At 62.0% G+C, this 26,246-nt stretch carries 21 protein-coding genes; 8 read left to right on the top strand and 13 right to left on the bottom strand.

The features are described from left to right. The first annotated feature begins 420 nt into the window (after positions 1 to 420). The 4 genes from D7S86_RS07740 to D7S86_RS07725 are packed head-to-tail and all read left to right on the top strand — an operon-like array spanning position 421 to position 4,954. Positions 421 to 1,197, top strand: a complete 777-nt coding sequence (locus D7S86_RS07740) for a sterol desaturase family protein (RefSeq protein ID WP_121085150.1) — start codon at positions 421 to 423, stop codon at positions 1,195 to 1,197. Further along, positions 1,184 to 2,089, top strand: a complete 906-nt coding sequence (locus D7S86_RS07735) for a fatty acid desaturase family protein (protein WP_121085148.1) — start codon at positions 1,184 to 1,186, stop codon at positions 2,087 to 2,089. The genes D7S86_RS07740 and D7S86_RS07735 overlap by 14 nt, the downstream gene beginning before the upstream one ends. Before the next feature lie 34 nt (positions 2,090 to 2,123). After that, the gene (locus D7S86_RS07730; protein WP_121085146.1) at positions 2,124 to 4,055 is read left to right on the top strand and encodes a StlD/DarB family beta-ketosynthase; all 1,932 of its coding nucleotides are present in this window, start codon (positions 2,124 to 2,126) and stop codon (positions 4,053 to 4,055) included. A gap of 2 nt (positions 4,056 to 4,057) precedes the next feature. Further along, positions 4,058 to 4,954, top strand: coding sequence for a DUF6999 family protein (locus D7S86_RS07725; RefSeq protein WP_121085280.1), 897 nt, complete (start codon positions 4,058 to 4,060; stop codon positions 4,952 to 4,954). A 157-nt stretch (positions 4,955 to 5,111) separates the two neighbouring features. Here the strand turns inward: D7S86_RS07725 and D7S86_RS07720 are convergent, their stop codons facing one another. Together D7S86_RS07720 and D7S86_RS07715 are read right to left on the bottom strand one after the other, a co-directional pair. After that, complete coding sequence (locus D7S86_RS07720) at positions 5,112 to 5,699, bottom strand: cyclase family protein (RefSeq protein ID WP_121085144.1); 588 nt, start codon at positions 5,697 to 5,699, stop codon at positions 5,112 to 5,114. A 92-nt stretch (positions 5,700 to 5,791) separates the two neighbouring features. Next, complete coding sequence (locus tag D7S86_RS07715) at positions 5,792 to 6,607, bottom strand: AraC family transcriptional regulator (RefSeq protein ID WP_121085142.1); 816 nt, start codon at positions 6,605 to 6,607, stop codon at positions 5,792 to 5,794. Between the two features lie 257 nt (positions 6,608 to 6,864). Here D7S86_RS07715 and D7S86_RS07710 point away from each other — a divergent pair, with 257 nt between their 5' ends. Next, positions 6,865 to 8,223: a solute carrier family 23 protein gene (locus tag D7S86_RS07710; protein ID WP_121085140.1), complete on the top strand. Its 1,359-nt coding sequence runs from the start codon at positions 6,865 to 6,867 to the stop codon at positions 8,221 to 8,223. Between the two features lie 91 nt (positions 8,224 to 8,314). Here D7S86_RS07710 and D7S86_RS07705 read toward each other — a convergent pair whose 3' ends face one another. Beyond that, positions 8,315 to 9,115 (bottom strand): AraC family transcriptional regulator, encoded by an 801-nt coding sequence (locus D7S86_RS07705; protein ID WP_121085138.1) that lies wholly within the window; start codon positions 9,113 to 9,115, stop codon positions 8,315 to 8,317. Between the two features lie 158 nt (positions 9,116 to 9,273). Between D7S86_RS07705 and rutR the strand changes: the two genes are divergently transcribed. Next, on the top strand, positions 9,274 to 9,969 hold the full coding sequence (rutR, locus tag D7S86_RS07700; RefSeq protein ID WP_121085136.1) for an HTH-type transcriptional regulator RutR: 696 nt from the start codon (positions 9,274 to 9,276) through the stop codon (positions 9,967 to 9,969). 8 nt (positions 9,970 to 9,977) lie between these two features. Here rutR and rutF read toward each other — a convergent pair whose 3' ends face one another. The 5 genes from rutF to rutA all read right to left on the bottom strand — a co-directional run bounded on the left by rutF (position 9,978) and on the right by rutA (position 13,642). Further along, a complete protein-coding gene (gene rutF, locus D7S86_RS07695) occupies positions 9,978 to 10,478 on the bottom strand; it encodes an NADH-dependent FMN reductase RutF (protein WP_121085279.1) in 501 nt (166 codons plus the stop codon). 62 nt (positions 10,479 to 10,540) lie between these two features. Further along, complete coding sequence (gene rutD, locus D7S86_RS07690) at positions 10,541 to 11,353, bottom strand: pyrimidine utilization protein D (RefSeq protein WP_121085134.1); 813 nt, start codon at positions 11,351 to 11,353, stop codon at positions 10,541 to 10,543. Between the two features lie 3 nt (positions 11,354 to 11,356). Further along, complete coding sequence (rutC, locus tag D7S86_RS07685; protein WP_121085132.1) at positions 11,357 to 11,746, bottom strand: pyrimidine utilization protein C; 390 nt, start codon at positions 11,744 to 11,746, stop codon at positions 11,357 to 11,359. A gap of 53 nt (positions 11,747 to 11,799) precedes the next feature. Further along, complete coding sequence (gene rutB, locus D7S86_RS07680; protein ID WP_121085130.1) at positions 11,800 to 12,528, bottom strand: pyrimidine utilization protein B; 729 nt, start codon at positions 12,526 to 12,528, stop codon at positions 11,800 to 11,802. A gap of 19 nt (positions 12,529 to 12,547) precedes the next feature. Beyond that, positions 12,548 to 13,642, bottom strand: coding sequence for a pyrimidine utilization protein A (rutA, locus tag D7S86_RS07675; protein ID WP_121085128.1), 1,095 nt, complete (start codon positions 13,640 to 13,642; stop codon positions 12,548 to 12,550). 697 nt (positions 13,643 to 14,339) lie between these two features. Between rutA and D7S86_RS07670 the strand changes: the two genes are divergently transcribed. Both D7S86_RS07670 and pstS read left to right on the top strand, forming a co-directional pair. Beyond that, a complete protein-coding gene (locus tag D7S86_RS07670; protein ID WP_205962766.1) occupies positions 14,340 to 15,827 on the top strand; it encodes an MFS transporter in 1,488 nt (495 codons plus the stop codon). Positions 15,828 to 15,895: 68 nt separating this feature from the next. Continuing rightward, complete coding sequence (gene pstS, locus D7S86_RS07665; protein WP_121085126.1) at positions 15,896 to 16,993, top strand: phosphate ABC transporter substrate-binding protein PstS; 1,098 nt, start codon at positions 15,896 to 15,898, stop codon at positions 16,991 to 16,993. A 92-nt stretch (positions 16,994 to 17,085) separates the two neighbouring features. Here the strand turns inward: pstS and D7S86_RS07660 are convergent, their stop codons facing one another. The 5 genes from D7S86_RS07660 to D7S86_RS07640 all read right to left on the bottom strand — a co-directional run bounded on the left by D7S86_RS07660 (position 17,086) and on the right by D7S86_RS07640 (position 26,215). Further along, on the bottom strand, positions 17,086 to 17,811 hold the full coding sequence (locus D7S86_RS07660) for a DUF3005 domain-containing protein (protein WP_121085124.1): 726 nt from the start codon (positions 17,809 to 17,811) through the stop codon (positions 17,086 to 17,088). Positions 17,812 to 18,055: 244 nt separating this feature from the next. Continuing rightward, positions 18,056 to 20,812, bottom strand: a complete 2,757-nt coding sequence (locus D7S86_RS07655) for an MGH1-like glycoside hydrolase domain-containing protein (RefSeq protein ID WP_121085122.1) — start codon at positions 20,810 to 20,812, stop codon at positions 18,056 to 18,058. Between the two features lie 364 nt (positions 20,813 to 21,176). Next, positions 21,177 to 22,733 carry a DUF1254 domain-containing protein gene (locus D7S86_RS07650; protein ID WP_240648030.1) on the bottom strand — a complete coding sequence of 519 codons (1,557 nt, stop codon included), beginning with the start codon at positions 22,731 to 22,733 and terminating at the stop codon, positions 21,177 to 21,179. After that, positions 22,730 to 24,010: a DUF1254 domain-containing protein gene (locus tag D7S86_RS07645; protein ID WP_240648029.1), complete on the bottom strand. Its 1,281-nt coding sequence runs from the start codon at positions 24,008 to 24,010 to the stop codon at positions 22,730 to 22,732. Before D7S86_RS07645 ends, D7S86_RS07650 begins: the two co-directional genes overlap by 4 nt. 501 nt (positions 24,011 to 24,511) lie before the next feature. Beyond that, a complete protein-coding gene (locus tag D7S86_RS07640; protein WP_121085119.1) occupies positions 24,512 to 26,215 on the bottom strand; it encodes a ShlB/FhaC/HecB family hemolysin secretion/activation protein in 1,704 nt (567 codons plus the stop codon). Positions 26,216 to 26,246 lie beyond the last annotated feature (31 nt).

Here is a 26,246-nt window from a genome sequence, read left to right as displayed (position 1 = left end):
AGCGCACGCCATTCACGATAGCGGCACGAGTCCAGTCCGCGAGCGCGTTTGACGGCGCCGACCTCGTCGAAACGTATTGCTGAACGGATTTCGCGGGACGCATCCGAATCCGTCCGGACTATTTTTCGGGTCGATTCAGCCGGTTGTTCGCCCAACGCGAGTTTGTCCGAGCGATTTTCCGCCGCGCATGGTACAAACTGCGTGCGCCGCTTGAGTACAATTCCGATTCCGATTCGGCGCCACGGGCTCAGCACGGGCTCGCACGCGCCATCGGAATGCACGCGATCGCGCTCAGGCGTTCTCGCGACGCCCGTACTGGTCACGAAGACGCAGTCAAATCCATTGGACCCTCCATGTCTTACCGCGAATTCGACGCATCGCGCGAAATAAGGTCATCCCCCGGGTTGGAACAGCACGTCCATGGCCCGAGTATTTGAAGCCCTGTCCGCTTGGCAGGTCATGCTCGCGGGCCTGCTGTTCTTCGGCGGCATCTACCTCGTCTTCGGCGCGGCGACCTGGCTGCTCACGCGGCACGTCCTGCCCGCGCTCGGCATCGGGCGTCCGCTGGACCCGCGCCCGCTGCCTGCGGGCCAGTTGCGGCGCGAATTCGCCCAGTCAGGCCTGTCCATCCTGTTGTTCGGCACCGGCATGATCTTCCCGTGGGGCTTGCTGCAACTCGGCTGGGCGCACCTCGACCCGGACGCCGGCTGGCGCAAGATCCTCGTCGAGATCCTGGTCCTCGTCGCGTGGAACGACGTGCATTTCTGGGTCAACCACCGCCTGCTGCACGCGAAGCCGCTGCGTCGCTTCCATCTGCCGCACCACCGCTCCGTGGTCACCACGTCGTTCTCGACCTACAGCTTTCATCCGATCGAAGCCCTGATGCTCGGCAACGTGATCCTGCTGCCCATGGTGCTCCATGATTTCAGCTTCTGGTCACTGGTCAGCGTGCCCCTGTTCAGCCTGTTCTTCAATTGCATCGGCCACGCCAATTACGACTTCTTCCCCAACGTGTCCTATGCGCACTGGTTCGCCGCGAGCCGCCGGCATCATCTGCATCATGCGTGCTACAACGGCAACTACGGTTTCCAGTTCACCTTCATGGATCGCTTGTTCGGCACTCGGCTCAAGGCGGACGCAGCGACGTCCCAATTGAATGCGTTCCGGCAGAGCGCGCGGCACGATGGACGGACGTAGCACACGCGGCCGCCTGCCCGCGTTGCGCAACCGGCGCGATTGGCAGAGCCTCGCCTACCTGACCGCCCTGCCCGCGCTCGCCGCATGGCAATGGGTCTATGGATTCCGCTGGCCGCTCTACGCGCTGATGCTGTTCCTGACGCTCGGCGTCGGCGTCATTCACCACAACCACACGCATCGGCGCATGTGGCGCGACCGCTGGGCCAATCGCGTCACCGACTTCTGGATCACGCTGCTGCAGGCGCATCCCACCTTCGCGTTCTACCCGGCACACGTGGCCAATCATCACCGCTACAAGCACGGCGCGCGCGATGCGGCGCGCACCTATCGATTCGGCGGCGATACGAATCATCTATGGGGCTATCTGATCCATCCGATCCAGGCCGTCTGGGTGCTGTACCCGCTGTTTTTCGCGTGGCTGCGCCGCCTTTACACGCATCGGCGCGGCGCGTGGCGCTATTGCATGGGCCAGTACGCCGCATGGCTCGGCCTGTGGGGCGGCCTGCTGGCCATCGATCCCGTCAAGGCGCTGGTGTTCGTGATCGCGCCGCAACTGCACGGTCTGCACTGGCTGCTCGCGACCAACTACCTGCAGCACGCGCACGCCGACGGCGGCCCCCGGGCGGTCGCCGGGCTCGATTACGCGCGTAATTTCGAAGGCCTGGTCAATCCGTTGCTGTTCAATATCGGCTTGCATACCGCGCACCATGAGCACGCGCGCGCCCACTGGTCCGAGTTGACCCGCCTGCATCGCGATCATTACCGCGCCCGCGTGAATCCGGCCCTGAACGAGCGCGGACTCGTGCCGTATATGTTTCGCGTGTTCGTCCTCGGCACGTTCGTGCCGCGCTTGCGCAGCCGGTCATGCATGGCGCCCGAGCACGTGCGCTAGCGCCTCTCCCCCACACTCCGCCAAACGACTCGTCATGCCCATTGCGTTTAACCGCGTCTACCTCGAGAGCGCCGGCTACTTCATGCCGGGCGAGCCCGTGTCCAATGACGCCATGGACGGCTATATCGCGCCGCTGAACCGCCTGTCCGGCCGCATCAAGAGCCGCATCCTCAGCGAGAACGGCATCAAGCAGCGCTACTACGCGATCGATCCCGAAGGCGCCACCGTCTTCACCCATGCGCAGATGGCGTCCAATGCGATCCGCGACTGCCTGCGGCGCGTCGACGCGGACCTGTCCGACGTGTCGCTGCTCACGAGCGGGTCGTCCGGCGGCGATGCGTTGATGCCCGGGTTCGCCAATATGATCCAGGGCGAACTGGCCGCGCATCCGATGGAGACGTTATCGGTGCATGGAATTTGCGCGGCGGGCGTGTCGGCGATCCAAGCGGCGGCGCAAGGGGTGGAAATGGGCGCGCATGCCCATGCGATCGCGGTCGCCGCGGAACTGCCGTCGCGATTGTTCAAGCGCTCGCGCTATGCCGCGCGCGGCTACAACGCGGACTTCGACGCGCATTTCCTTCGCTGGATGCTGTCGGACGGCGCGGGCGCGGTGCTGCTGGGCCAGACCGGACAGCCCTTCCCCGGCGCGTCGAGCGGCGTGCGCTTGCGCCTGAAGTGGGTGCATCAACGGTCGTTCTCGGGCGACTACCCGGTCTGCATGCAACTCGGTCTGTCGGCCGACCGCCGGAAAGGCCATCTCGACTATCCGTCATGGCATGACGCCGAGGCCGACGGCGCGCTGTCGCTGCGCCAAGATATCCGCCTGTTGCCCCATCTGTTCGATATCGGCATCCACGAATACGCGAAGCTGGTCCGCGATGGCTGGCTGAATCCCGATCAGGTCGATCACTTCCTCTGCCACTACTCGTCCGAGAAATTCATTCCCGTGGTCGAGGATCTCATGGACAAGGCCGGACTCGTGATCCCGCGCGAGCGCTGGTTCAGCAACCTTGCATGGCGCGGCAATACGGGCGCGGCGTCGATCCTCGTCATGTTGGCCGAGTTCCTCGAAACACGCGAAGTGAAACCCGGCGAACGGATCTTCTGCTACATCCCCGAATCGGGCCGTTTCATGACGGCCTATATGCTGTTCGAGGCCGAAGCCGCGCACGCCGAGAAAACCGGCGCGGCCCCCGTCCACGCGGCGCAGGCCGCCGCGCGCGAGGACACGCACCGCGCGGGCGCCGACGCGATCGCGCCGCCGCACGATCCGGACGCGGCGCCGCAAGGCCTGGGCCCGTTGCTGACCGAGCTCGCGACGATTTGGCACGACTACCGCTCGCACGTATGGCGCACGCCCGTCGTGCGCCGCTTGCGCGACCGGCGGTTCGAGACGGCCGACTATCTGAACTGGATGGAGAACTGGATCCCGCAGGTGCGCGAGGGCAGCAAGTGGATGCGCGAAGGCGCGGCCTCGCTGACCGAACAGTACCAGCCGTTGGCCGCGCTGATCGGCATGCATGCCGGCGAAGAGCAAAACGATTTCCTGATCCTGTTCGACGACTACCGCGCGGCGGGCGGCACGATCGAAAGCATCGATGCCCTTCGCCGCAACCCCGGCGGCGAGGCGTTGAACGCCTATCTGCATAGCCTGGCCGCCACGCGCGATCCGATCGGCCTGCTCGGCGCCATCTACATCATCGAAGGCACGGGCCAGCGCATCGTCCCGGCCTTGTTGCCGCTGCTCAAGGCCAGCCTCACGCTGCCGCCCAATGCGTTCCGCTTCCTCGAATACCATGGCCACAACGACGAGAACCATCTGGCCCGCTGGCTGACCGCGGTGGAACTCGCGCTCGCCTGCGACGAGGACGGCCATGCCGAAAAGCGCATCGTGGACACCGCGCGCCGTACGGCCGCGTTGTATCTGATGCAGTTTCATCATGTGATGGAGCACGACGCCGCATGAAGATGAAGAACGAACCGGACTTCCTGGCCGACGGATACGATCCTGCCGATCCGAACCCGTGGCTCGCGCTGTACCTGGACCGCAGCACGCCGTTGCCGGACAAGGTGAAGAAAGCGTGGCTGACGGATTCGAGCAGCGGCTCGCGGCAGTACCTGTTGCCGTTCCTTCGACCGCTTGCACGCACGTTCATCATCGTCATCCAGGTCGTCAAGACCTGTGTTCCGCGCCGCTGGTCGCATTCGAAGCTGCTGCACCGCATCCTGGCCTGGGGACTCAAGCGCTTCGTGTCGCCCGAAGCCAACTGGCTCATCCTGAGGCACTTTCATCTGGGTGCGCAGGCGTTGTCGTTTATCGCCGCGAATTCGCCGGTGCGCATCACGACCACGCCGCTCGAACCGCTCGAGATCGATGACTTGAAAGACGAGCTGTTCGTCAAACACGACCTCAACCTGTTCAACTTCGTGATTCGCCTGAACCAGGCGCTGCGCGATGCCGGCGTCGAGATGCACGCGCCCGAGCACGTCGACTTCTCGATGATCCGCGACCCGGACTTGCGGCTCGAAGACATGCCGCGCGGCAAGCTGAACTTCCTCGATCTGCAAAGCGCGATCGAATTGTTCACGCCGCTCTATCAGTTGATGCTGACCGACAACGATTTCTGGCGCGCGACGAATTCCTTGCAACTCGACGAGACCATCGGCATCTATGCGGCCAAGTTGTTAGGCGCGCCGCAGCACCTGATCCTCGTCAACAACGGCCATCCGCTGGTGCCCATGACGACGCTGCGAGCCGGCTACCGGCTCGTGCTGCACGGCCTGTCGACCGAGATGCTGCATAGCCTGTTGACGGAGATGAAAGCGGCGCAGGGTGAAGCGCCCCACTCCACGCCGATCGTCTGAGGGCCGCATCGTATCCCCCCGTTCAGCCGCGCTCCGCAATAAACCCACGATCATCGACGACATCGGACGCGTCATGCGTCGTGCTCGACAAAGGCCATCCGACCGGCCCCATCGAGCGGGAGCTTAGGCACGCCGCCGTATCGTCGTCCTGGCGGTACTAGAGGGTGCCGCCAAGGTCCGCGATGACCCGACACGACAGGCCGCTGAACCCGCGCAAGCCCGTCCAACCCGTGAAGACTCTGAAACTGCCCGCCTGTGCCGCGCGAGCCAGTCCGCCGATGTTGGCGAGATTCTCGATGATGTAAACCCCGCCCTCCTCCGCCCGACGATCCGCGACGCCATGCTCGTCGCCGCGCCGGACGCCCGCGGCGTCGATTCCGATAAAGCTCACGCCGCGTTGTATCAGATGGTCGATGAGCGCCCACGACAACTGCGGATGGTCCTTGAAATACTCGCGCGTGCCGTAAGGGTGCTTCTCGAGAAATCCCGTATGGAAGATCGCGAAATCGCCGGCTTCAACGGGCTGCCCGTCCAGTACGCTCAGATCGACGTCGGCGCTGCCGAAAGCGGTCGCGTCGTAGACCTTGCCGTTTCGCACACAAAACTCCGGCGGAATGGGCGTTTGAAGATAGGTATCGAGGTGCGTGCCGATATGGCCGGCCGACATGAAACTATGCTGGTCCATATTCGCTTTGCCGACCACCGGGTCGTGCATATCGATGGACAGGGTGAGATCGTGAAGCATCGGCTATCTCCGCTAAGGTCATGGAGACCCGAGCATAGGTCGACGTTTTTTGACGAACTATCGAAATACAGACAAGCGCAAACGGGAAAACGTCATCGCGCGTCTGAATAGAATTGCCCGGGCGCACAACCGAACAACGACCGGAACGCAAAGATAAATGCCGACGTGCTGCTGTAGCCGAGATCGATCGCCACCGCCGTGACGCTCGCGCCGTCCTTCAGCATATCGAGCGATCGCAAGAGTCTCAGACGTTGTTTCCAATGGTGAAAGGTCATGCCGGTTTGCTTGAGAAAACGCCGTGCGAGCGTGCGCTCCGACATATTCAATGTCGAGGCCCAGTCACCGACGCCCGATGCGTTGCCCGGATCCGCCTGCAACTGCTCGCAGAGATGACGCAGGTTCGTATCCTCAGGCAAGGGCAGGGTCAGCGGCGCATCGCGCAGCTCGCTGAGCAGGTCGAGCAAAACCCGGACTTTCAAGCCATCCTTGCCGTGTTCGTCGTAGTCTTCGCCGATCGTCGTGCACAGATGGTGAATCAACGCACGGACCAGATCCGTGACCACCACGACGCGACACTGTGTGATCGCCGCCGTGATCGCGGGCGCCGCGATATAGAGACTTTCGAGGTCGACGTCCTCCGGCGCCCAGACCGAATGCGGCGTTCCCGCCGGCAACCACATGCCGTACTGCGGCGGCACGACGAGACCCGAGTGACTGACCCGCACATGCATGATGCCGCGACGCGCGAACGCAAACTGGCACCAGTCGTGCGCATGCGGCTCGACCAGCGTGCCCGCCGGAATGCGATAAGCGCGGAAATAGACGGCGCGCGGCAACGCGGGAAGCGTCAACGTCTGCGCGAGACGCGGCGCGCGATCTGCATGTGCGTGAGCGTGAGCGTGAGCCATCGTAAAACATGCCCTCAACGAAGAAATGGCACCGCGGAACCCGGCGATGCACGTGGATTCTAGCCACGGGCGCGCGCGCCTTGCAACGACGCGGCGCGCTGCGCATCGGCCGCTTCGCAACCTGTCGCAAAGTCGACATCCTCGATCGTTGTCGCCGGATATTTGGATTCGTACATTCGCCTCGACACGCTGCAGCGCCCTTCATCGAGACGGACGCCGAGCAGTGATTTTCTTTGTCTTGATGACAGGAGTCCTTCATGTCGGGCCACTACTTTCCTCGCTGGACCCTATCGACGCATCGGCACCATGATCTTCCCGTGGCCCCCGACGAGCGATTGCCTTGGGGCCAAACCGTCGCGATGGGCCTTCAACACGTCGTCGCGATGTTCGGCGCAACCGTCATTGCGCCGCTCATCATGGGCTTCAACCCCAACGTGGCCATTCTCATGTCGGGCATCGGCACGCTGATTTTTTTTGTCGCCGTCGGCGGCCGCGTGCCGAGCTATCTGGGATCGAGCTTCGCCTTCATCGGCGCCATCGTCGCCGTGACCGGCTATGCAGGACATGGCGCGAATCCATCGTTGCCTGTCGCACTCGGCGGCGTGATCGTCTGCGGTCTCGTCTACGCGTTGATCGGTGCCGTCGTCATGCTGTCGGGAACGCGTTGGATCGAGCGCCTCATGCCGCCGGTCGTGACGGGCGCCGTCGTCTCCGTGCTCGGCCTGAACCTCGCGGGCGTCGCGGTGAAGGGCATCAGCCATGACACGTTCAACGGCGTGTTCGCACTCGTCACCGTCGTGTTGATCACCTGCTTCGCCGTACGCGCACGCGGTCTCGCGCAACGCCTGATGCTGCTGCTCGGCGTCATCGTCTCCTATGGTATTTACGTGATCGCGACGAACGGCTTCGGCCTTGGCCAACCCGTCGACTTCGCACCGGTCGCGGCGGCCGCATGGATCGGCTGGCCCCGCTTCGCCGCGCCCGTCTTCACGTCGCACGCCATCGGCATGATGGCGCCCATTGCCATCATTCTGTGCGCCGAAAACCTCGGTCATGTGAAGGCGGTGGCCGCCATCACGGATCGCAACCTCGATGCCTATGTGGGACGCGCGTTTCTCGGCGACGGCATTGCGACGATGATATCGGGGTGCGTCGGCGGCACCGGCGTCACGACGTACGCGGAAAACATCGGCGTCATGGCCGTGACGAAGATCTACTCGTCGCTGGTGTTCGTGGTGGCCGCGCTCGTCGCCATCCTGCTGGGCTTCTCGCCAAAATTCGGCGCCTTGATCTTGACGATTCCCTCCGCGATCATCGGCGGCGTATCCGTGGTGGTATTCGGTCTGATCGCCGTGGCCGGTGTGCGCATCTGGGTCAATCATCAAGTCGATCTGACGTCCAACCGCAATCTCATCGTCGGCGCGGTCATCTTCATTCTCGGTACCGGCGATTTCACGCTGACACTCTACGGCTTTTCGCTCGGCGGCATCGGCTGCGCAACGTTGGGCGGCATGCTGTTGCACGCGATCGCGCAAGCGCTCGGCACGCGTCGAGCAAGCGAGTTCGCCCACACATCGACCGCCCTCTCGCAAGACACGCCGCATGCAAGTCATTGACGCAAAGCACGGGCGACGCTCACGCACGAACCATCGCATCGTTCATGCATGCGCATCGCCCGCCGAATCGAGAGGCAAGACGTTCGGAAGGCTAAGGGGTCGTTGCTTGATTCGTCGCACGTGCGCGTTCCGTCGCCTGCGATGCATAGCGTAGCGGCGTCATCCCCGTTGCCGCGCGAAACGCCGCGACGAACGCAGACGCGCCCGCGTATCCCGACGCGCCGGCGGCCTGTTTGACCGAGCATCCCGCGAGCATCAAGGCGGTGGTCTGCAACACCAGCAATTGCATGCGCCACTCGCGGAAGCCCATATCGACTTCGGCCTTGAAAATCCGGTTTAACGTGCGCTCGCTCGCGCCGAGTTCGTCCCCCCATGCCTCGAGCGTCCGGTTGTCGTCGAGTCGGTTAGCGAGGCGAAACGCAATAGGCCGCGCCCGACGATCTTCGGGAATGCGCACGCCATCGACCATCGCACGTTCGGCCTTGGGTATCGCACCGCAATCGGCGGCGCCGCGAATCAGCGCGACAGTCCCGCGCACGGCCTCCGGATCGCCTTCATCCGACGGTGCAGCGGGAATCTGCGATGGTGGCATATGTGACCGCGAACACACGGTCGTAAGCTCGGCCCCGGCGAGCGTCGTCACTGTGTGAAGGCACCCTGCGGGAATATGCGCCGCGTAAGCCATCGGCACGACAAAACACCGGCCGCACATGAATACGGTGATGGCGCCCTGCTCGGGGATCAGCGTCTGCGCAAAAGTATGGGCATGCCAGCCGACGACGGTGCCGTCATCGAGCGTCTCTTTGAGCGCGATCGGCGAATCGGGATCATTCGGCACGACGTCGCGCGACGCCGATTCGATCAACTTGGGTTTGCTCCAGGTCGCAGTCATCGTTCCGCCTCGTGTCGTGGCAGCCGCCGAGTCCGCCTCATCATAGTCGATCCGTGCGCACACGCGCCGTCATCGCAACGCGCGACGGCCTAACCCCGCTTGCCGCCGCGGACCCCTATGCTATATTCGAGCCATTCTTTTCATAGCGTGTCTGCAACGTGGCAAAGGCGAACGACAAGTCGCGAGATGACGCAGACCTCGCATCGCCACGCAAACGCGGCGGCCCCAGCGAGGCGACCCAAGCACGCCGTCAACGTCAGGTCGACGAGAAACGCCGCGTCATTCTCGGCGCCGCGCTCGAACTATTTTCGACTTTCGGTTTTCACGGCACGAGTGTCGATCAGATCGCCGAACGCGCCGACGTCTCCAAGGGCAATCTGCTCTACTACTTTCGCAACAAAGACGAGCTGTACGCGTCGCTCTTGCGCGAATTGCTTGTCGTATGGCTTGCGCCGCTGCGCGCGTTCGATCCGGCTCAGGATCCGGCCGATGCGATTCGCGGCTATATCCACCAGAAGCTGATCGCCTCGCGCGACAACCCGGCGGAGTCGCGACTGTTTTGTCTTGAGATCATGCAAGGCGCGCCCATCTTCGGCGACGAACTCATCGCGAATCTCAAGCGGCTGGTCGACGACAAGCGCACGGTCATCGAGCAATGGATCGCGCAGGGCAAACTCGCGCCCGTCACGCCGCACCATCTGATTTTCTTCCTCTGGGCCACCACCCAGCACTATGCGGACTTTTCGTTTCAGGTCGAAGGCCTGACCGGCAAGACGCTGCGAAATCGCGCGTTCTTCGCCGAGGTCGAGCGCAGTCTCTGCGATATCGTGCTGGCGGGCATCCTGCCGCATTAAGCCCCAAGCTAAGCCGCAATCACCGACAGTTCATGGTAGCGACGGTCGAAATACACGAGACCGCCCGTGTGCGCGCATGTGTCGATCGCGAGCACCTCGCAGAACAACACATCATGGGTGCCGACCGGCGCGCGGCTCACGATACGGCAATCGAACGACACCGTCGCATCATCGAGCACGGGCGAGCCCGTCACCGCCGTGCGCCATCGCGCCGCTTCGAATCGTTCGGCCATCGGCGTCTTGCCGCCGAACATGCCCGATAGCGTCTTGTGCTGTCCATGCAGCACATTGACGCAAAGCGCGCCGTTGCGCGTCACGGCGTCATAGACGGATGCATTGCGATTCAGGCACACCAGCAATGTCGGCGGTTCGTCGGTGACGCTGCAGACGGCCGACGCCGTAAATCCCGCGCGCCCGGCGACGCCATCGGTCGTAATGATGTTGACCGCCGCGCCGAGCTTGGCCATCGCATCGCGAAAGTCTGTTTTCTGCACGGAGGCGGCGGCCATCGCCGTCGCGTCCTGCTGCGTGTCTACGTTCAGCGTTTGCATGAGGATGCGCTCCTTGAGCGTTAATCGGCGTGTACGGCACGCGCGTGAGCATGCGAGATGAAATCCGCCAGCGCGGCGTTGAACGGCTCGGGACATGTCACATTGCACGCGTGTCCGCCGTACGGCATCGTGTAGAGCCTCGCGTGCGGCAGCCCTGCTTCGAGGAGCGCCGATGCGCTCGACGGCACGAGGACATCATCGGCCGCCGCGACCAGCAGCGTGGGCGCAATGATCGAAGCGAGCCGCTCGTGCGCGTCGAACAGGGTCAGCGCGCGAATGCGCGCGAGCATATTGGGCGCGCCGGGGAACGTCTCGATCGCGTGGCGGACTTCCGCTTCGACACGCTCGCGATGCGTTTCCATCCACACGGGCGGATAGAGAAAGATGGGCTGCGCTTCGACGTAGGCCTCGACGCCCGCATGTTCGAGCAGGCGAAGACGCGCATCGAAACACCGGCGCGTCGACGCGCGCACGCTCGGCCACGCGTTGATCAGCGTCAGGCTTGTGACACGATCGGGCGTATCCATCGCCAGTTGCATGCCGACGAGACCGCCGAGCGCATGCCCGACGAAGTGACAGCTCGTGACCGCCGTTTCGTCGAGAATCTCACGGACATCGGCGGCCATCTGCGCAATGGTGTAATCGTGAGGCAGCACGGCCGGGCTGCGCCCCGTGCCGCGCTGATCGTAGACGATCACCGTCGCACCGCGTTGTTGCAATGCGCCCGTCTGCTCTCGCCAGTACGCCGCGGCGCCCCCGAGACCCGAAGAAAACAGCACAACGGGTGCGTCGGCCTGTCCTCTGTGCAGCACTTCGTAAAAGACGGTCGACATCGCTTACGCTCCGTCGCCGATATGCGCGATCGACGCGATCTCGACCAATGCGTCTTCCTTCACAAGACCGCACTGAATGCAATATCGCGCCGGCTTTTCACCGGGAAAGAACTCGGCATACACCGTATTGATGGCCGCGTAGTCCGACCAGTTGCGCAGCATGATCATATTGAACGTGACATCGGCCATCGTGCCGCCCGCTTCCGCGACGACGCGCGAGATCGTCTCGAGAACATGTCGTGTCTGCGCGGCGGCGTCGCCGACGTGCACCACGTTGTTCTGGTCATCGAACGGCAGCGTGCCGGATACGTACAGTGTGTTGTTTGCGAGTACGCCCGGTACGAACGGTGCGATGGGCTTGCCGGTACCTGCGGGAATGATCGACTGCTTCATGCTGAATCTCCTGGGTTCTCGATGAAAAGTGAATCTGCTCGGAGTGGGCTTGCTCAGACTTTGACGGCGTCGATAAATGTCTGCGTATCGGACGTCCAGCCGAAGAACGTTTCGACGTTGTATTCGGTCGCGTCCTGCATCGCGCGGCCGCCCAGATCATGCGTGGCGTCTCGCAGCATGACGGCGAAGTACTCGAGGTGAAACGCGTCGCGCAGCGTCGATTCGACGCAGACGTTCGTCGCGATGCCCGTAAAGACGAGGTTGCGGATGCCGCGCGCGCGCAAGGTGCTGTCCAGCGAACTGTTGAAAAAGCCGCTGTAACGCGTCTTGGGTACCACGAGATCGCCCGGCAAAGGCTTGAGTGCGTCGACGAGTTCATAGTCCCAGCCGCCCTTGGCGAGAAACCGCCCGCTCAGCTCGGGCCGCCGCCGCATCGTTTTCAAGGCATTCGACTTGTGCCAGTTCGGAGAGCCTTCGCCGCCCGCTTCCTGATACGCGGCATCCCAGCCGTTTTGCAGATAGACCACAGGCATGCCCGCCTGACGCGCGGCGTGCGCAATCGCGGCGATATTGGCGATGACCCCTTGCGCGCCGGAAATGTCGAAGCCCGCGGTATCGACATAGCCGCCAAGCGATGCGTAGGCGTTCTGCATATCGACGATGATCAACGCCGTCGCGGACGGGTCGAGCTCAAGCGGTTCGGGACGGCATGGCAGCACCACGGACGTGTGCGGTGTGTGCGTGCCGAAGGTACGGATCGGAGAAACGAGTGTCGAATTCATGTCGGCATTCTCAAAAGGTTCAAGCGGCAAGCGAGGTCACCGGTGACGCGACGCTGCTGCGGCTCGACATCAACGGCTGGATGCGCTCGCCGAACTGGGTGACGCCCTCGACGAAGTCGTCGAACGTCAACAACACGCCCTCCGTGCCGGGGACCGTCGCGACTTCATCGAGCATGCGAGCGACATTCGCGTACGAGCCGACGAGCGTGCCCATATTGATGTTGACCGCCGACGTCGGATCGGACATCTGGCGCACATTGGTATCGCTGCCCGAGCGTTTGTCCACGGCGGCCTGCTCGCCGAGCCATTGCACGGCTTCGTGGTCGACGCCGTCCTTGTACCGTTCCCATTTGGCGCGCGCGAGTTCGTCGGTTTCATCGGCGATCACCATCATCAGCACATAGGTCGACACCTGACGCCCCGTGACGCGCGTCGCGTCGATCAGCCGTTGCGCGGCGGGCGCGAATGCGGTCGGGGTATTCACGCCTTTGCCAAAGCAGAAATTGTGATCGGCGTACTGCGCGGAGAACGCCATGCCGGCATCGCTCGCGCCCGCGCAAATCACTTCGACGGGCTTGCCGGGACGCGGGCTCAGACGACAGTCGTCCATCGTGAAGTAATCGCCCTTGAGATTCGATCGACCTTCCGTCCACAGCTCGCGCATCACCTGGATGTATTCGGACAAATAGGCGTAGCGCGTGCCGAAGAACTGATCGCCCGGCCACATCCCCATTTGCGAGTACTCGGGCTTTTGCCAGCCCGTGACGAGATTCACGCCAAAGCGGCCGCCGGAAATCGAGTCGATCGTGGACGCCATGCGCGCCACGATGGCGGGCGGCATCACGAGCGACGCCGCGGTGGCATACAGCTTGATCTTCGAGGTGACCGCCGCGAGGCCCGCCATCAGCGTGAACGACTCGAGGTTGTGGTCCCAAAACTCCGTTTTCCCGCCAAATCCGCGCAGCTTGATCATGGACAGCGCGAAGTCGAGACCATAGTGCTCCGCGCGCTGCGTGATCTCGCGATTGAGCTCGAAGCTCGGCATGTATTGCGGAGCATTTTCAGAGATCAGCCAGCCGTTGTTGCCGATCGGAAGGAAGACGCCAACTTTCATTTCACGACTCCGGTAGTGAGTGGCGCTACCTATACAAGCTCTATGCCATGATATTTTTATTATTTAAAAACAACGATATAACAATTACCAGATGGTTGTGAGTGGACCATATGGTCCAGAATTAGCACTTGCATGGCGCATGCGGGCACGGAGAATGGGCAGCCTCGCACCATGGCCCGGCGTGCATCACGAAATCCGCGCAGACGGCCGGCCTTCATCGCCTCAAAACGTATCGATTGCAGATGCATTTGACGCGGTCTGCGCAAATGCACGACAAGTTGGCGTGAACTCGACATCCGAACGATTGCCGAGCGTGCGCAGCCGGTCGCGCCCCATTTGCTTCAAGCGCGCGATACATGTGTCGACTTCGCCGAACGCAGCGCCCGCGGGATCGGCTTCATGGATCTCGCCCCGTAATCGAGCGAAACGAAAAACAGCCTTTCAACGCGCTGCATCGCGCCCCTGTTCCCGCGACCGTCATCCGCACGACACTCGCGAGCGTCAGCATCCGTCCATGAAATCGCGACCGGGCCGCACCACGCCTGGCGAGAACCAGATCGATCCATGTCGTGCAGAAACACGGCCTAGACTGGGTCGGCACGACACGCGCATCGCGCCGCTGTTCCATGCGTGCTTTTCAGACTGAATGCACGCGAATCGCTCGAACAACGGCGATCACCTGACGAGGAGCTTTCGTATGCAGAACGCGGCTGCGACGGACAATGTACGGAAAGTGACGATCAAATCGGTCCAGGAATACATCGACGAGCGGCCGATATGGCCCGACGGTACGCAACTCCCCTCGATCCCGATGACCGGGATGCAATGGCGAATCTGGTCACTCGCCGCGGCCGGAAAATTCTTCGAAGGCTTTGTCGTCTTTATGACCGGGGTGGCGCTCCCGCTGATCTCCCGCGAATTCGGCATCAGCGCGACACAGAACGGCTTTATCAGTGCTGCGAGCCTCTGCGGAATCCTGGTCGGCGCGGTCGGACTCGGCGGCATGTCCGATCACTTCGGACGCAAGCGCATGTTCATCGCCGAGATGATCATCTTCTCGGCCTTTCTCGTACTCCTCGTCTTTTGCACCAATTTCGTGTCGCTCGTGGTCTGCCTGTTCGGTCTGGGCGTGGCGCTCGGCTGTGACTACCCGACGGCCCACATGATCATTTCCGAAAGCATCCCGAGCACGAGCCGCGGCAAGCTTGTGCTTGCGGCATTTGCGTTTCAGGCCGTGGGCGCGCTGGCGGGGACCGGCGTCGGCTTTCTGGTGCTATCGATGGTGCCGACGCTCGACGCGTGGCGATGGATGTACGGCACCGCGATCTTCCCGGCCATCCTCGTGACCATCGGACGCTTCTTCATCACCGAAAGCCCCAACTGGTTGCACGTGCGCGGCGCGTTCGATCATGCGGAGGTGGCCGCGCGCCGTCTCCTCGTGCGCTCGCCGCAATATCCGGCCCAGATCATCCTCGCGCGCGAATTCGTCGTGGTGGGCAAGGGCGAGCACGAAAAAGGCAGTTTCCTCGCGCTCTTTGAACGGAGAAACCTGCGCGCGACGATTTTCGCGTCGGTGCCGTGGTTTCTGCAGGATCTCGGTACCTACGGCATCGGGATCTTCACGCCGACGATTCTTGCCACCGCTTTCGGCGCCAAGCCCGATCACGTGCGCAGCGTTGCCGATGTCATTCTCAACGACATCCTGGCTGCTAAAGGTGCCGCCCTCATCACGACCCTGCTGATCATCGGCATCGTTTTTGCCGTTGCGCTCGCGGACAAGTTCGGACGGATCTGGCTTCAGGTGATCGGCTTTATCGGTTGCGCGGCCGGGCTGTTGATCGCGTCGCTCTCCGACGGCTTTGACGGCGCGACCAAGACCGCCATGATTTTCGCGGGATTCATGGTCTTTAACTTCATGACGAACCTCGGGCCGAACGCGCAAACGTACTTGCTCGCCGGCGAGGTCTTCCCCACCGCGATCCGCGGCACGGGCGCGGGCTTCGCCGCGGCAGTCGGCAAGATCGGCGCGGTCGCCACGGCGTTTTTGTTTCCGATCCTGCTCACGAGCATCGGCACGGGCCCGCTGCTTTACATTCTCGTGGGCACGTCGCTCCTGGGCGCCGTGGTGACTTGGGTGTTCCGCATCGAAACCAATGGCGTCAACCTCGACGAGATCGGGCGCTGACGGCACGAGATCCGCACGACATACGCGATTGAATGGATCGTTTTCCCAACACGGCGACGGAGACTCAAATGGCTTCCCCCCTTAAATGCCGGGTACGCCGGCTGTGGTCGCGCACGTGGGCCGGACGTACGCTCGGCACCGCCGCAATCGCAATGCTGGCCGCGCAAGCGGCCTTCGCTGAGCCCATGACGCTCGATGAGACCGGCTCGACCCTGATGTACCCGGTCTTCACGACCTGGATTGCGCAATACGCGAAGGCACACCCGGACGTTCATATCAACCTCGGCGCGACGGGGTCCGAGGACGGCATTCAGCAGGTCATCGCGGGCAAAGTGCACATCGGGGCTTCTGATGCCTATATGTCGGATGCGGATATCCGGAAGCATCCGCAGATCGTCAATATCCCGTTGGCCATTGCCGCGCAGACCGTCAACTACAATGTGCCGGGCTTGAACGCCATTCACCTGAAGCTCGATGGACCGACGCTTGCAGGCATCTATTCGGGAACGGTGCATGCTTGGGATGCGCCGCAAATCGCGGCGCTCAACCCGGGCGTATCGCTGCCCCATCAAACGATTGTGCCCATACGGCGCGTCGAAGGTTCGGGCGACACCTTCGTGTTCACGCAGTTCCTGACCTTCTCGACGCCGTCGTGGGAGAGCGATCACGGATACGGCACCACGATCTCATGGCCCAATGTCCCGTCGGGCATCACGGCCACCGGCAATCAGGGCATGGTCAAGGCGCTTCAGTCGACAAACTATTCGATTGCTTATGTCGGCGTAAGCTACAGCGACAGTATCGAGCAAGCGAAGCTCGGTACGGCATCGCTCAAGAACGGTGCGGGTGAATTTGTCTTGCCGACCAAGGAAGCGATCATGGCCGGTGCCGCGTCGCTTGGCGTGCGCACACCCGCCGACGAACGTCTGACGCTGGTGTTTGCGCCGGCGAGCGGCGCTTGGCCACTCGTCAATTACGAATACGCGGTGGTCTCCACCGAACAATCGGATCCGGCAGTCGCGGCTGCGATTCGCCGCTTCCTGCTCTGGGCGATCTTGCCGTCGGAAGACAACGAAGCCTGGCTGAACGCGGCGCACTTCATTCCCTTGCCGCCGCACACCTGGGAGTTGAGTCAGGCGCAGATTCAGCTCATCAAGTCGCGGTGAACGCGTTGGCGAGCGACATTCACGCTGCCGCCCGCATGGACGGCGATACGTGTGATTCCGTTCCAGGCGATCGAGCACGAAGGGCACGGCAGTCAATGATGTGCCGCTTCCTCGCTTCTTTCCCCCTTCCTTTCCTCAACGACGTCGGCGTCACGCTCACTGTCGGGCGTCGCTTCCGTCGAAGCTCCGGGATTGCCTAGGCTCGGCTGCGAGGTGTGCTCGAGTCGAATTCGATGCGATGTGCGAGGACCATTGAATTCATCCCTCACGGACGTGCCGAGATCGACGACGCGCCACCCCGGTTGCGTCGCGATATGAACACCCGGCCCTTCGAATCGGCTGTCGATGCCGCCCAGGCCGAATGGCGACGTCGGCACATGCTCATCGGGTGTCGCGTTGGAATGAATGAAGTGATCCTGACGCGGCTTGCGTTCGCGCTGCGCCTCGCGGCCTTTTCCGTCGGTGTCGACCGTTCCGTCGGTGGCTTCGGTGCCGGCGGTATCGTGCGAAATGATCCGCGAACGCGCAGCCATATACGGGTCCGGATGATCGATCGCTTTGTGGCTCACGTCGACGTTCGGCAGCGGCGTGGCGTTGCGCGCGACGCGCCGCGTTTCATCCTGCTTCGTGTCAGGGTGATGCCCTTCGGGCGAAGCATTGGCGAAGCTCTTCTCCATTTTTCCGGGGTCGGCGTGCGCAGTTTCGTGGGCGGGCTCTTTGGCAGGGCTCTGAGCGCTGATCGCGTTTTGCTGGCTCTGAGTCGGATTCGCCTTCCCTTGGTCGCGCTTGTCGCGGCTCTGCTCGTGGTCGTTGTCCATGCGTCACCTCGGTATGAATCGGGCATCGATGCGCGCGCGCTCCTCGCATTCATCCCTGACGAACGAACGGCGCCCTATGCCTATGCGGCGCAATGCCTGTTCCCGGACATATCGACGTTCTCTTGACGTATTTCCGACTCCACTTGGCACGGCTGGGTGGGAGTCCGCATCGCCGCGATCACGCGCTCTGCACGGCAGGCGATCGCGATCCGTTTGTCGCAGGCGCGGCGAGCGGGTGTTGCACTCAACCCGATACGCCTGCACGGTCCTTCACTTCGCTCTCAGCCTCCGCTTGAACAAACGCGGCCCCCTTGCCGAGTTCGAGAAACTGTTCGGCCGTTGTGGTGGCGAACAAATGCATCGCACGCGAAATGATTCCAGTCCAGCCCGTTTGATGACTTGCGCCGAGACCCGCGCCGTTATCGCCGTGGAAGTACTCGTAGAACAGGACGTAGTCCTTCCAGTGCGGATCGTCGTGGAAACGCCGGTTGCCTCCATGGACGGGGCGATACCCGTCGGCATTGCGCAAGAAGATGCTCGAAAGCCGCCGCACGAGTTCCTCGGCGATCTGATAGAGGGTCATCTGTCGTCCGGAACCCGTTGGACATTCGATCGTGAAGTCATTGCCGTAGTACATGAAATACTGAAGCAGCGCGCGAATGATGAGGCCGTTGACGGGCATCCAGATCGGACCTCGCCAGTTCGAATTGCCCCCGAACATCCCGGTATCGGATTCCGCCGGTAGATACGAAACCCGATATTCCTGATCTCCGACGCGATACACATACGGATGCTCGGCATGGTAGCGAGAGAGCGAGCGGATGCCGAACGGACTCAGAAATTCGTTCTCGTCGAGCATCTTCGCGAGCACCCGTCGCAGCTTGTCTTCACTCAGGATCGAGGCGAGATGCCGGCCTTTCACGCCCTCGGTCCGCGGATCGTGGATGAACTCGACGACCTCGGGACGCGTTTCGATAAATCTCGCAAACTCGCGTCGCGTCTCCGGATATTGCCGGATGAGATCGCCGTCGAACGAGGTGACCGCGCAAAGCGGCAACAGCCCGACCATCGAACGGACCTTGAGCCGCTCGGCGCGGCCATCGGGCAATCGCAGCACGTCGTAGAAGAACCCGTCTTCTTCATCCCACAGCCCGACGTTGTCGCCCGCGTTCATCACGGACGAAGCGATCCACAGAAAATGCGCGACGAACTTGACGCATATATCCACGTACGCCGGGCGTTCCCGCGCGAGCTGCGCGGCAATCTCAAGCATGTTTTGGCAGAACAGCGCCATCCATGCCGTGCCGTCGGCCTGTTCGAGCGATCCGCCTGTGGGCAGCGGCGCGCTGCGGTCGAACACGCCGATGTTGTCGAGCCCCAGAAAACCGCCCTCGAAGACGTTGTTGCCGTCGCTGTCCTTGCGATTGACCCACCATGTGAAGTTGAGCAGCAACTTCGGAAACGCACGCTCCAGCCATTCGAGATCGCCGTGACCGCTTTGCATCTGTTCGAGACGATAGGTGAAGATCGTGGCCCATGCATGGACCGGCGGGTTGACGTCGCCGAAATTCCACTCATACGCGGGGAGCTGCCCGTTCGGATGCAAATAGCGCTCTCTGAGCATCAGGTCGAGTTGTTGCTTGCCGAACGCTTCGTCCACGAGCGTGAGCGCGAGAACATGGAACGCGAGATCCCAGGCCGCGTACCACGGGTACTCCCACTTGTCGGGCATCGACACGACGTCCGCGTTATACATGTGCTGCCAGCGGTCATTGCGCGGAGCGCGTCGCTTGCGGCTGAGCGGATCGACACCGCCATCGGTCAGCCACTTTTCGACGTCGTAGTAATAGAACTGCTTCGACCACAGCATGCCGGCCAGCGCCTGACGCATCACACGCGTGGCATCGGCATCCAGCGACGATGGAATGACGGTTGCATAGAAGGCGTCCGCTTCCTGGCGTCGGCTGTCGAGCACCGCCGCAAACCCGGGACCGAATTGTTTGGCGTACATCCGCTCGACCGGCAGATTATTCGGTGCTTCGTCGCAAAGACGCAGGCGTACCGTGCATGACGCATGCGCGCCGACGGTCAGCCGATAAAGGGCCGCCGCTTTTGTCCCGCTCCGCTCGGGATTGACCGCCGCCTCCTGGCCGTCGACCACGTAGCGGTGGAAGCCGTCCTTGACGTACGGCGTTCGATTCGGCACGCCGACAAGACGTTCGGTATTCGTTTCATTCTCGGTGAACAACAGCGACGCGGCACCTTCGCAGTACAGGAAGCGCTCGCCCAGCTCGGCATGTGAAATGGCAACCACACTCCCCGACTCGCTCGCAACGATCTGCCGCAGCGTGGGACGCTCGACCGCGTCACCCCATGACCAGACATTGCGAAACCAGAGTGTCGGCAGCACGTGCAGCACGGCCGGATCGGCGCCGCGATTAGCGACGGTGATCTCGATCAGGATGTCTTCGGGCGTGGCCTTCGCGTACTCGACGAACACATCGAAATACCGGTCATCGTCGAATACGCCCGTATCCGTGAGTTCGTATTCGAAGTCGTGTCTGGAGCGTGCTCGATTGGTGGCGACGAGGTCCGCATAGGGAAACGGCGCCTGCGGATATTTGTACAAATATTTCATGTACGAATGAGTCGGCGTCGAGTCGAGATAGAAATAGCATTCTTTGACGTCCTCGCCGTGATTCCCTTCGCTGTTGGTCAATCCGAACAAGCGCTCCTTGAGAATCGGGTCCTGTCCATTCCAGAGGCTTAACGCAAAGCAAAGCTGCTGATGATCGTCGGAGAGTCCCGCAAGGCCGTCTTCTCCCCAGCGGTATGCCCGCGAGCGTGCCTGATCGTGAGTGAAGTAATTCCATGCGTCACCGGACTCGCTGTAATCTTCGCGAACGGTCCCCCACTGACGCTCCGAAAGGTACGGCCCCCACTTCCGCCACGGCTTATCAGGCCTGTGGGCTTCGTCAAGCCGATTGTGCTCGATCGTCACTGAACACCTCCGATTCTCGTAAGTGTGTTTCGCCGAGTGCGCGACCTACACCTGGCGCTCACGAGCGACACGGCCCGTGTGATCTCGTCTCGGCGTCACGCACGCTGCACAGAGTCCGCATATCCGTTTCGTCTTCATTCGATGCTCAATACTCCGAACATCGCTATGCGGCGCGTCTATCGATACGCCAACATCGTGTTGAATTGATGTCCGGCTGCGACGCAGCGCGCTATCGATCTCAAGACACACAACACCCGCTCGACGTTTTGGCCGACGGCGAAAGCACACCGCCTGGCTTGCGTGTTCGAGTCGTCGGATCAGGAAGACGTCTACGATGCTTAAGAAAACGGGACGCGCGGCGTATTCAACGATCGACGCGTTTCATGTCATCCGGTTTCCACGTCTGATCGAAGAACGCCTGTTTCGGGCTGTACAGTCTAAGGATGACGAAATAGCCCTTGCCGGGAACGGTCTGCACCCAATTGCTTTCCTGACCTGCCGGCGCGCTCGGGCCGAAATAAAGATCGAACGAGCCGTCCTGGTTCGCCGCCGGCTTGTCCATCGAATTGAGTGACGGCAACGGTTGCCCGTTCTCGAGCCCCGATGCGGTGATCGAATCGTAGACCGTGACTGACCAGAAGTTCGCTGCAGGAACATTGGGGGGCAAGTGCAACTGGTATGTTTTCGCTCCGTCCAGATAGTTGCCGTCGGCGTCTCGCCATGTCGACGGGTACTTCGCCCCCTTCTCGACGATATCGACGACCATGCCGGGGCTCGCTGCGTACGCCGACGTAAAGTAGGCATCCCGCTGAACCAGATTCGTGAACGTGCCGCTCGCTTTGAATTCCGGATTCTGTCCGGCGAAGACATTCACCCACTGTCGATCCGGGTAGTACCTCCCCCCCGGCTGGCTCGCGAGCGCATTGAATATCTCGTCCTTGCTCATCTTGAACGCCGTCTTCGCCGCCTTGTCGAGCAGCTCGCGCTGCCGCTGCGTCGGCTCGAACGGCTTGCCCTTCTGAATTCCGATGGCCGCCATCATGCCGCGCATGTCCATATCGGCAGGGTCGACGGTCTCTTGTTCGACAAAGCGCGCCAGCATGTCGAAATAGGTCCCGTCTTGCGGAAATAGCATGAAGGCGGGCGTCGACGAACCATCGGGAAATTCCATGGCCAGAGCGCTTTCACGTTTCCCATAGGGATAGATATGCGTGGCTGCGACAAGCTGATTCGGCGGCGCCAAGTTTTTCGGGTCCGTAAAGAAGGCTCGGAAGAACACCAGCACGTTGTTCGTGCGCGAACGATAGACGTAGTAGCCCTTGGGCGCAGGATGGCTGTAGTTCCAGGGCACGATCAGATAGTTGCCGCCCTTGCCCGCGTCGGGTCCGACGAAACCGAAATCACCCGTGTACGTCTTGCCGCCGATCACGGGTCCGGTCAGCGGACGCTGGAAGAAGTCGTCCAGAATGCCCTGTGTTTTCGGTGGAACCTCGACCACGATGGGACCATCCTTTGCAAGGTCCACATAACCCATCGCATAGAGACAATCGGAGTTCGGCGTGGTCACCTTGGTTTTGGCGTTCAACCGCTCCTTCCATACCGGCAGCACGTGATATCCGGCTCCGTACGTTTTCTCGGACCCTTCCTTCATCGCGAACAGATTGACCGCGGGCAGAGACCAGAGATAGACCTGTACGGCCCGCTCGAAATACAGCTCTTCACTCAAGGCCTTCGCCGTATCCGCGGTTGGGAAATCGCCTGCAAATGGCGCGTTCGCCAAGGCGTCGTGATTGGCATCGACGATGGGCGCCAGCGCGGTCTGCGCGGATGCGCCCGGCATCCATGCGCCGATGCTCGATAGCAGCACGGTAGCCGACACGCACAACGCGACGCGCAGACGACTCGATTCATTGGCTTTCATACGCTCGTTTCCTCGAAGTCCGGCATTTTGAAAGCCTTTGTATTCAGCGCGTCAGTCGCGCCGTAAAAGCGGAACGTCGGCATGGGCCGCTTGCCACTCGTCGGAATCCAGTTCGCATCGAGTCCCGCCGGCGCGCTTGGCCCGACGTACAGCGTGACGCTGCCGTCAGCGTTCTTCGTCATCTTGGCTAGATCGTAAGACGACAGCGTCGTGCGGTTTGATTCGGAATAGATGAATGAGAAGGTGGCATGGTCATAGACAGTCAAAGCCCAGAACTGCTTGACGGGCATGTCCCTGGGTACCTCGACCTTGTAGAGCTTGCCGGGGGCCATCGGGTTACCGTTCTTGTCCGACAGTGCAACGAGGTACTGGTTGGCAGGAGACTCGGCGTAGACCTTAGGCATATACGTGCACCAAAAATATTCGGCCGCGCGCTCGATCAAGTCGATGCGGTCCGCATAGGTGAACGTGAACATTCGGTTTGCATCGGTCTGCATCAACGAGACGTAATGCCGGTCGGGCCAGAAGACGCGTTTCGCAATGACATCGTCGAAATACGACTGCAGAAAAAACCACGCATCGATGGCTGCCTGGCGCATCGCCTTCCGCGCGGTGTCGTCCGGTGCGAACGGCTTCCCTTTTTCGATGCCGAGCGACGTCAGCATGCCCATCATGACCTTGTCCTGCTCCTTGACCGGCTCGACGCTCATGATGTCGTGCATGTCCTCGAAGTGGCGTTCGTCGTAGAACGGCAGCGTCGGATAGCGCTCGTTGATCGGGTCGATGAAGCGTTGTTTCGGCGGATCGGCGGCCTCCGACAAGTAGTACATCCGCAGGCGTTGCGCATACCGGTACGCATCCGCGGTGCTCTTGCCCGGTGCGGGGACCGAGCGAAACGCGAACGCGATTCGATAGTTCGGCGATGCGACGTGGATATACCCTTTCGGCACGTCGCCCTTGTATCCGGGAGGCGTGAACAGGAATTTGGCGCCCTTGCCCTTGTCGAGCCCTGACGGTCCGACATCCGCGATGGTGTATTGCCAGGCATCGACGACCTGCCCGTAGAGACTCCCGTCCGGACCGGCAGCAGGGACTTCGAGCACCGCCGGGCCCGTGCGCAGATCCGTGTATGACGCGATGTACGGTGTCGTGCTATTGGCCGTGATGGCTTCGAGCCTCGGCGTCGCGGGCGCCGAATACGCGATGATGTCGTTGTCTTTCGCTCCCAGAGTGTCGAATGCGGCGCGTCGGAAAGAATAGATTGCAATCGCAGGCATATTCCAGAGCACCGCTTCGAACGCCCGGTGATATTTGATCTGATAGTCAAAATCTTGCGTCGACGCCGTTGCGCCCGCGGGCGGCCGGCCTCCAAGCGGTTCCGATTCCCCTGGCGCTGGCGCGTGTGCTTGCGAACCCTCGGCCGCCGCAGCTTGAGAGACCCCGCCACCCGATGCGGCAACGCGTGTCGCCGCCGCCGCGAAAAGAAACTCACGTCGATCCACGTTGGCCTCCCTTGCAAGCATTCGCTCGCGTATCAACGACGACTCGGATGGGAATTCGTGCCGGTGCGATGTGCGAGGTCACGTCGATCAAGCGCCGCACGAACACGAGTGTAGGTGGACTCGATCGGTGTCTTGAGGCAAACAGGGGGACAATGACGGCGATCGGGTATCGCACGATTCGTTCATGCGCATGATTCCCAAGCCCGCCGCATCGACAACTCGGCCAGTGCAAATACGACCGGCTTCAGATCCTAAGCGGCCGGTTGCGCATCGTATCTAGAACGCCTTGCGAAGCTGCAGCCAACAATGTACGGACGTGTTGGCGTTCGTACTGAGTATCTCGGGTGTCCGCCCGAACGGAAATGCGACGCTGCTCGTGATCAGGAGCTTGTAGGGCCCGTTCCATTGCAGGCCGAAGCCCGCGCTGCTGAGTTGACCGGTGTTGGGCCCGGGAACGAACGGGTCCTTGAACACCTGGACCCAGCCGGTATCGACGAAGGCGGAAAACTGCCAGATACCCGGAATGCTCTGGAACGTCGCATCGTGACGATATTCGACCGTCGCCAGATAGCCGCGCGAACCCGATAGCACGCCGACGTCGTAGCCCCGCACGCTATCGGGGCCGCCCAGATAGAACTGCTCGGACGTGTCGATGTTCTTGCTCGACGTCTGCCCCGAGAAACCGACGTAGAGCGCGTCGTAATGCGTGAGTTGCTGAAGCCTCGACGTCGACAGCGCGAGCTTCGCATAATGGCCCGCGGTATCGGCGCCCAACTGATCGACGATTTCCGTTTGGAGATTGTTGGCGGCAAGCACGCCATACGTCATCGCAATACGCCCGTTCGTCACGCCGCTCGCATCGAGTTCGTCGCCGGCAAGCGTGGCCGTTACGCTGTCCGTGTGACGATCGCTCTGCAGACCGATCACATCGATATTGTCATTGAGCCTTCTGAAGTCGTACTCGATCTGACCGTAGAGATTGCCCGCCGTATTGCGGATCAAGGGCTGGGACAACACCGCGCCCGCGACGAAAGCCGAACCGTGCGCCTGCAGATCGGAAAGATCGTTGTGAAGGTGATAGTCGAGCCCCGACACATTGACGCCCAGCGTCGTGCCCTGTCCGTTGAGCAGGTACCGGTAGTCCATGCGCCCATAGGTCATGCCGGAGCCCGACGTCAGCGCGCTGAAATCCAGCAAGTCGCCTTGATTCAGCGGGCTGTTGATCGTCAGGTTGCCGCTGCCCCGCACACGGCCGCTATAGGGATCGCCGAAATTGTCGACGCCCGCGTCGCCCGTCACGCGCGGCTGCGGCGTCACGTCGACGAGCATATCGGACGTGCCGACCTGCTCGCCGGGCCGCATCGTCGAGGTGACCTCCGCACCCGGGATGTCTTGCATCAAAAGCAGCGTGCGCTCGAGCTGAAATTCCGTGACCGGCTGATCCGGCTGAAGCGCCGCGAGCGTGTTGTTCAACACGCGGTCCGACACGCCGCTCTTATTGTTCAGCGTCACCGCGCCGTACCGCGCCTCGGCCACGTTGATCCGCACGACGCCGTTCTCGATCGTCTGTGCCGGCACATAGGCCGTGGCGAGCGGAAAGCCGTGCTGGTGATAGACATCGCTGATGCGATCGGCAAGCGCATTGAGATCGCTCAACGTGAGGTCCTTGCCCTCGCTCGACGCCACGGTATCGTGCAATAGCTCGGCAGGCAGCTCGGTATTGCCGACGATCTCGATCGTGCGCACCAGGAAGGTTTTCGTGTTGTCGACCGGCGCGCTCTTCGGAGACTGAATCGTCAGATCGAGGTTCGAAGGCGGGGGCTGAAATGAAGGTTGCGGCGCCTGCTGAAGCAGTTGGCCGCTCCCGTTGTTCGGGGTCGTCACGCGCGCCTGCCCGTGCGCGGCAAACGCCGCTGCCGTGAGGGCAAGCGCGAGGCAGGTTCGTATTGGATGCTGGCGGTTCGAGCGAATCTCGATCATGGTCAAGGTTTGAATGTCTCGTGAGCCGCGC

It is taken from the genome of Pararobbsia silviterrae (genome assembly GCF_003628125.1).
GTDB lineage: Bacteria > Pseudomonadota > Gammaproteobacteria > Burkholderiales > Burkholderiaceae > Pararobbsia > Pararobbsia silviterrae.
This window is presented reverse-complemented; position numbering and strand designations above follow the sequence as displayed.

What these genes read in the sequence shown, in the direction of transcription:
- D7S86_RS07740 (WP_121085150.1), top strand. Translation starts at nt 421, where the DNA reads ATGGCCCGAGTATTTGAAGCCCTGTCCGCTTGGCAGGTCATGCTCGCG.
- D7S86_RS07735 (WP_121085148.1), top strand. Translation starts at nt 1,184, where the DNA reads ATGGACGGACGTAGCACACGCGGCCGCCTGCCCGCGTTGCGCAACCGG.
- rutD (WP_121085134.1), bottom strand. Translation starts at nt 11,353, where the DNA reads ATGTCGACCGTCTTTTACGAAGTGCTGCACAGAGGACAGGCCGACGCA.
- rutC (WP_121085132.1), bottom strand. Translation starts at nt 11,746, where the DNA reads ATGAAGCAGTCGATCATTCCCGCAGGTACCGGCAAGCCCATCGCACCG.
- rutA (WP_121085128.1), bottom strand. Translation starts at nt 13,642, where the DNA reads ATGAAAGTTGGCGTCTTCCTTCCGATCGGCAACAACGGCTGGCTGATC.
- D7S86_RS07725 (WP_121085280.1), top strand. Translation starts at nt 4,058, where the DNA reads ATGAAGAACGAACCGGACTTCCTGGCCGACGGATACGATCCTGCCGAT.
- D7S86_RS07730 (WP_121085146.1), top strand. Translation starts at nt 2,124, where the DNA reads ATGCCCATTGCGTTTAACCGCGTCTACCTCGAGAGCGCCGGCTACTTC.
- D7S86_RS07645 (WP_240648029.1), bottom strand. Translation starts at nt 24,010, where the DNA reads ATGCCTGCGATTGCAATCTATTCTTTCCGACGCGCCGCATTCGACACT.
- D7S86_RS07715 (WP_121085142.1), bottom strand. Translation starts at nt 6,607, where the DNA reads ATGGCTCACGCTCACGCTCACGCACATGCAGATCGCGCGCCGCGTCTC.
- D7S86_RS07705 (WP_121085138.1), bottom strand. Translation starts at nt 9,115, where the DNA reads ATGACTGCGACCTGGAGCAAACCCAAGTTGATCGAATCGGCGTCGCGC.
- rutF (WP_121085279.1), bottom strand. Translation starts at nt 10,478, where the DNA reads ATGGCCGCCGCCTCCGTGCAGAAAACAGACTTTCGCGATGCGATGGCC.
- D7S86_RS07670 (WP_205962766.1), top strand. Translation starts at nt 14,340, where the DNA reads ATGCAGAACGCGGCTGCGACGGACAATGTACGGAAAGTGACGATCAAA.
- pstS (WP_121085126.1), top strand. Translation starts at nt 15,896, where the DNA reads ATGGCTTCCCCCCTTAAATGCCGGGTACGCCGGCTGTGGTCGCGCACG.
- D7S86_RS07660 (WP_121085124.1), bottom strand. Translation starts at nt 17,811, where the DNA reads ATGGACAACGACCACGAGCAGAGCCGCGACAAGCGCGACCAAGGGAAG.
- D7S86_RS07640 (WP_121085119.1), bottom strand. Translation starts at nt 26,215, where the DNA reads ATGATCGAGATTCGCTCGAACCGCCAGCATCCAATACGAACCTGCCTC.
- D7S86_RS07720 (WP_121085144.1), bottom strand. Translation starts at nt 5,699, where the DNA reads ATGCTTCACGATCTCACCCTGTCCATCGATATGCACGACCCGGTGGTC.
- D7S86_RS07650 (WP_240648030.1), bottom strand. Translation starts at nt 22,733, where the DNA reads ATGAAAGCCAATGAATCGAGTCGTCTGCGCGTCGCGTTGTGCGTGTCG.
- rutB (WP_121085130.1), bottom strand. Translation starts at nt 12,528, where the DNA reads ATGAATTCGACACTCGTTTCTCCGATCCGTACCTTCGGCACGCACACA.
- D7S86_RS07710 (WP_121085140.1), top strand. Translation starts at nt 6,865, where the DNA reads ATGTCGGGCCACTACTTTCCTCGCTGGACCCTATCGACGCATCGGCAC.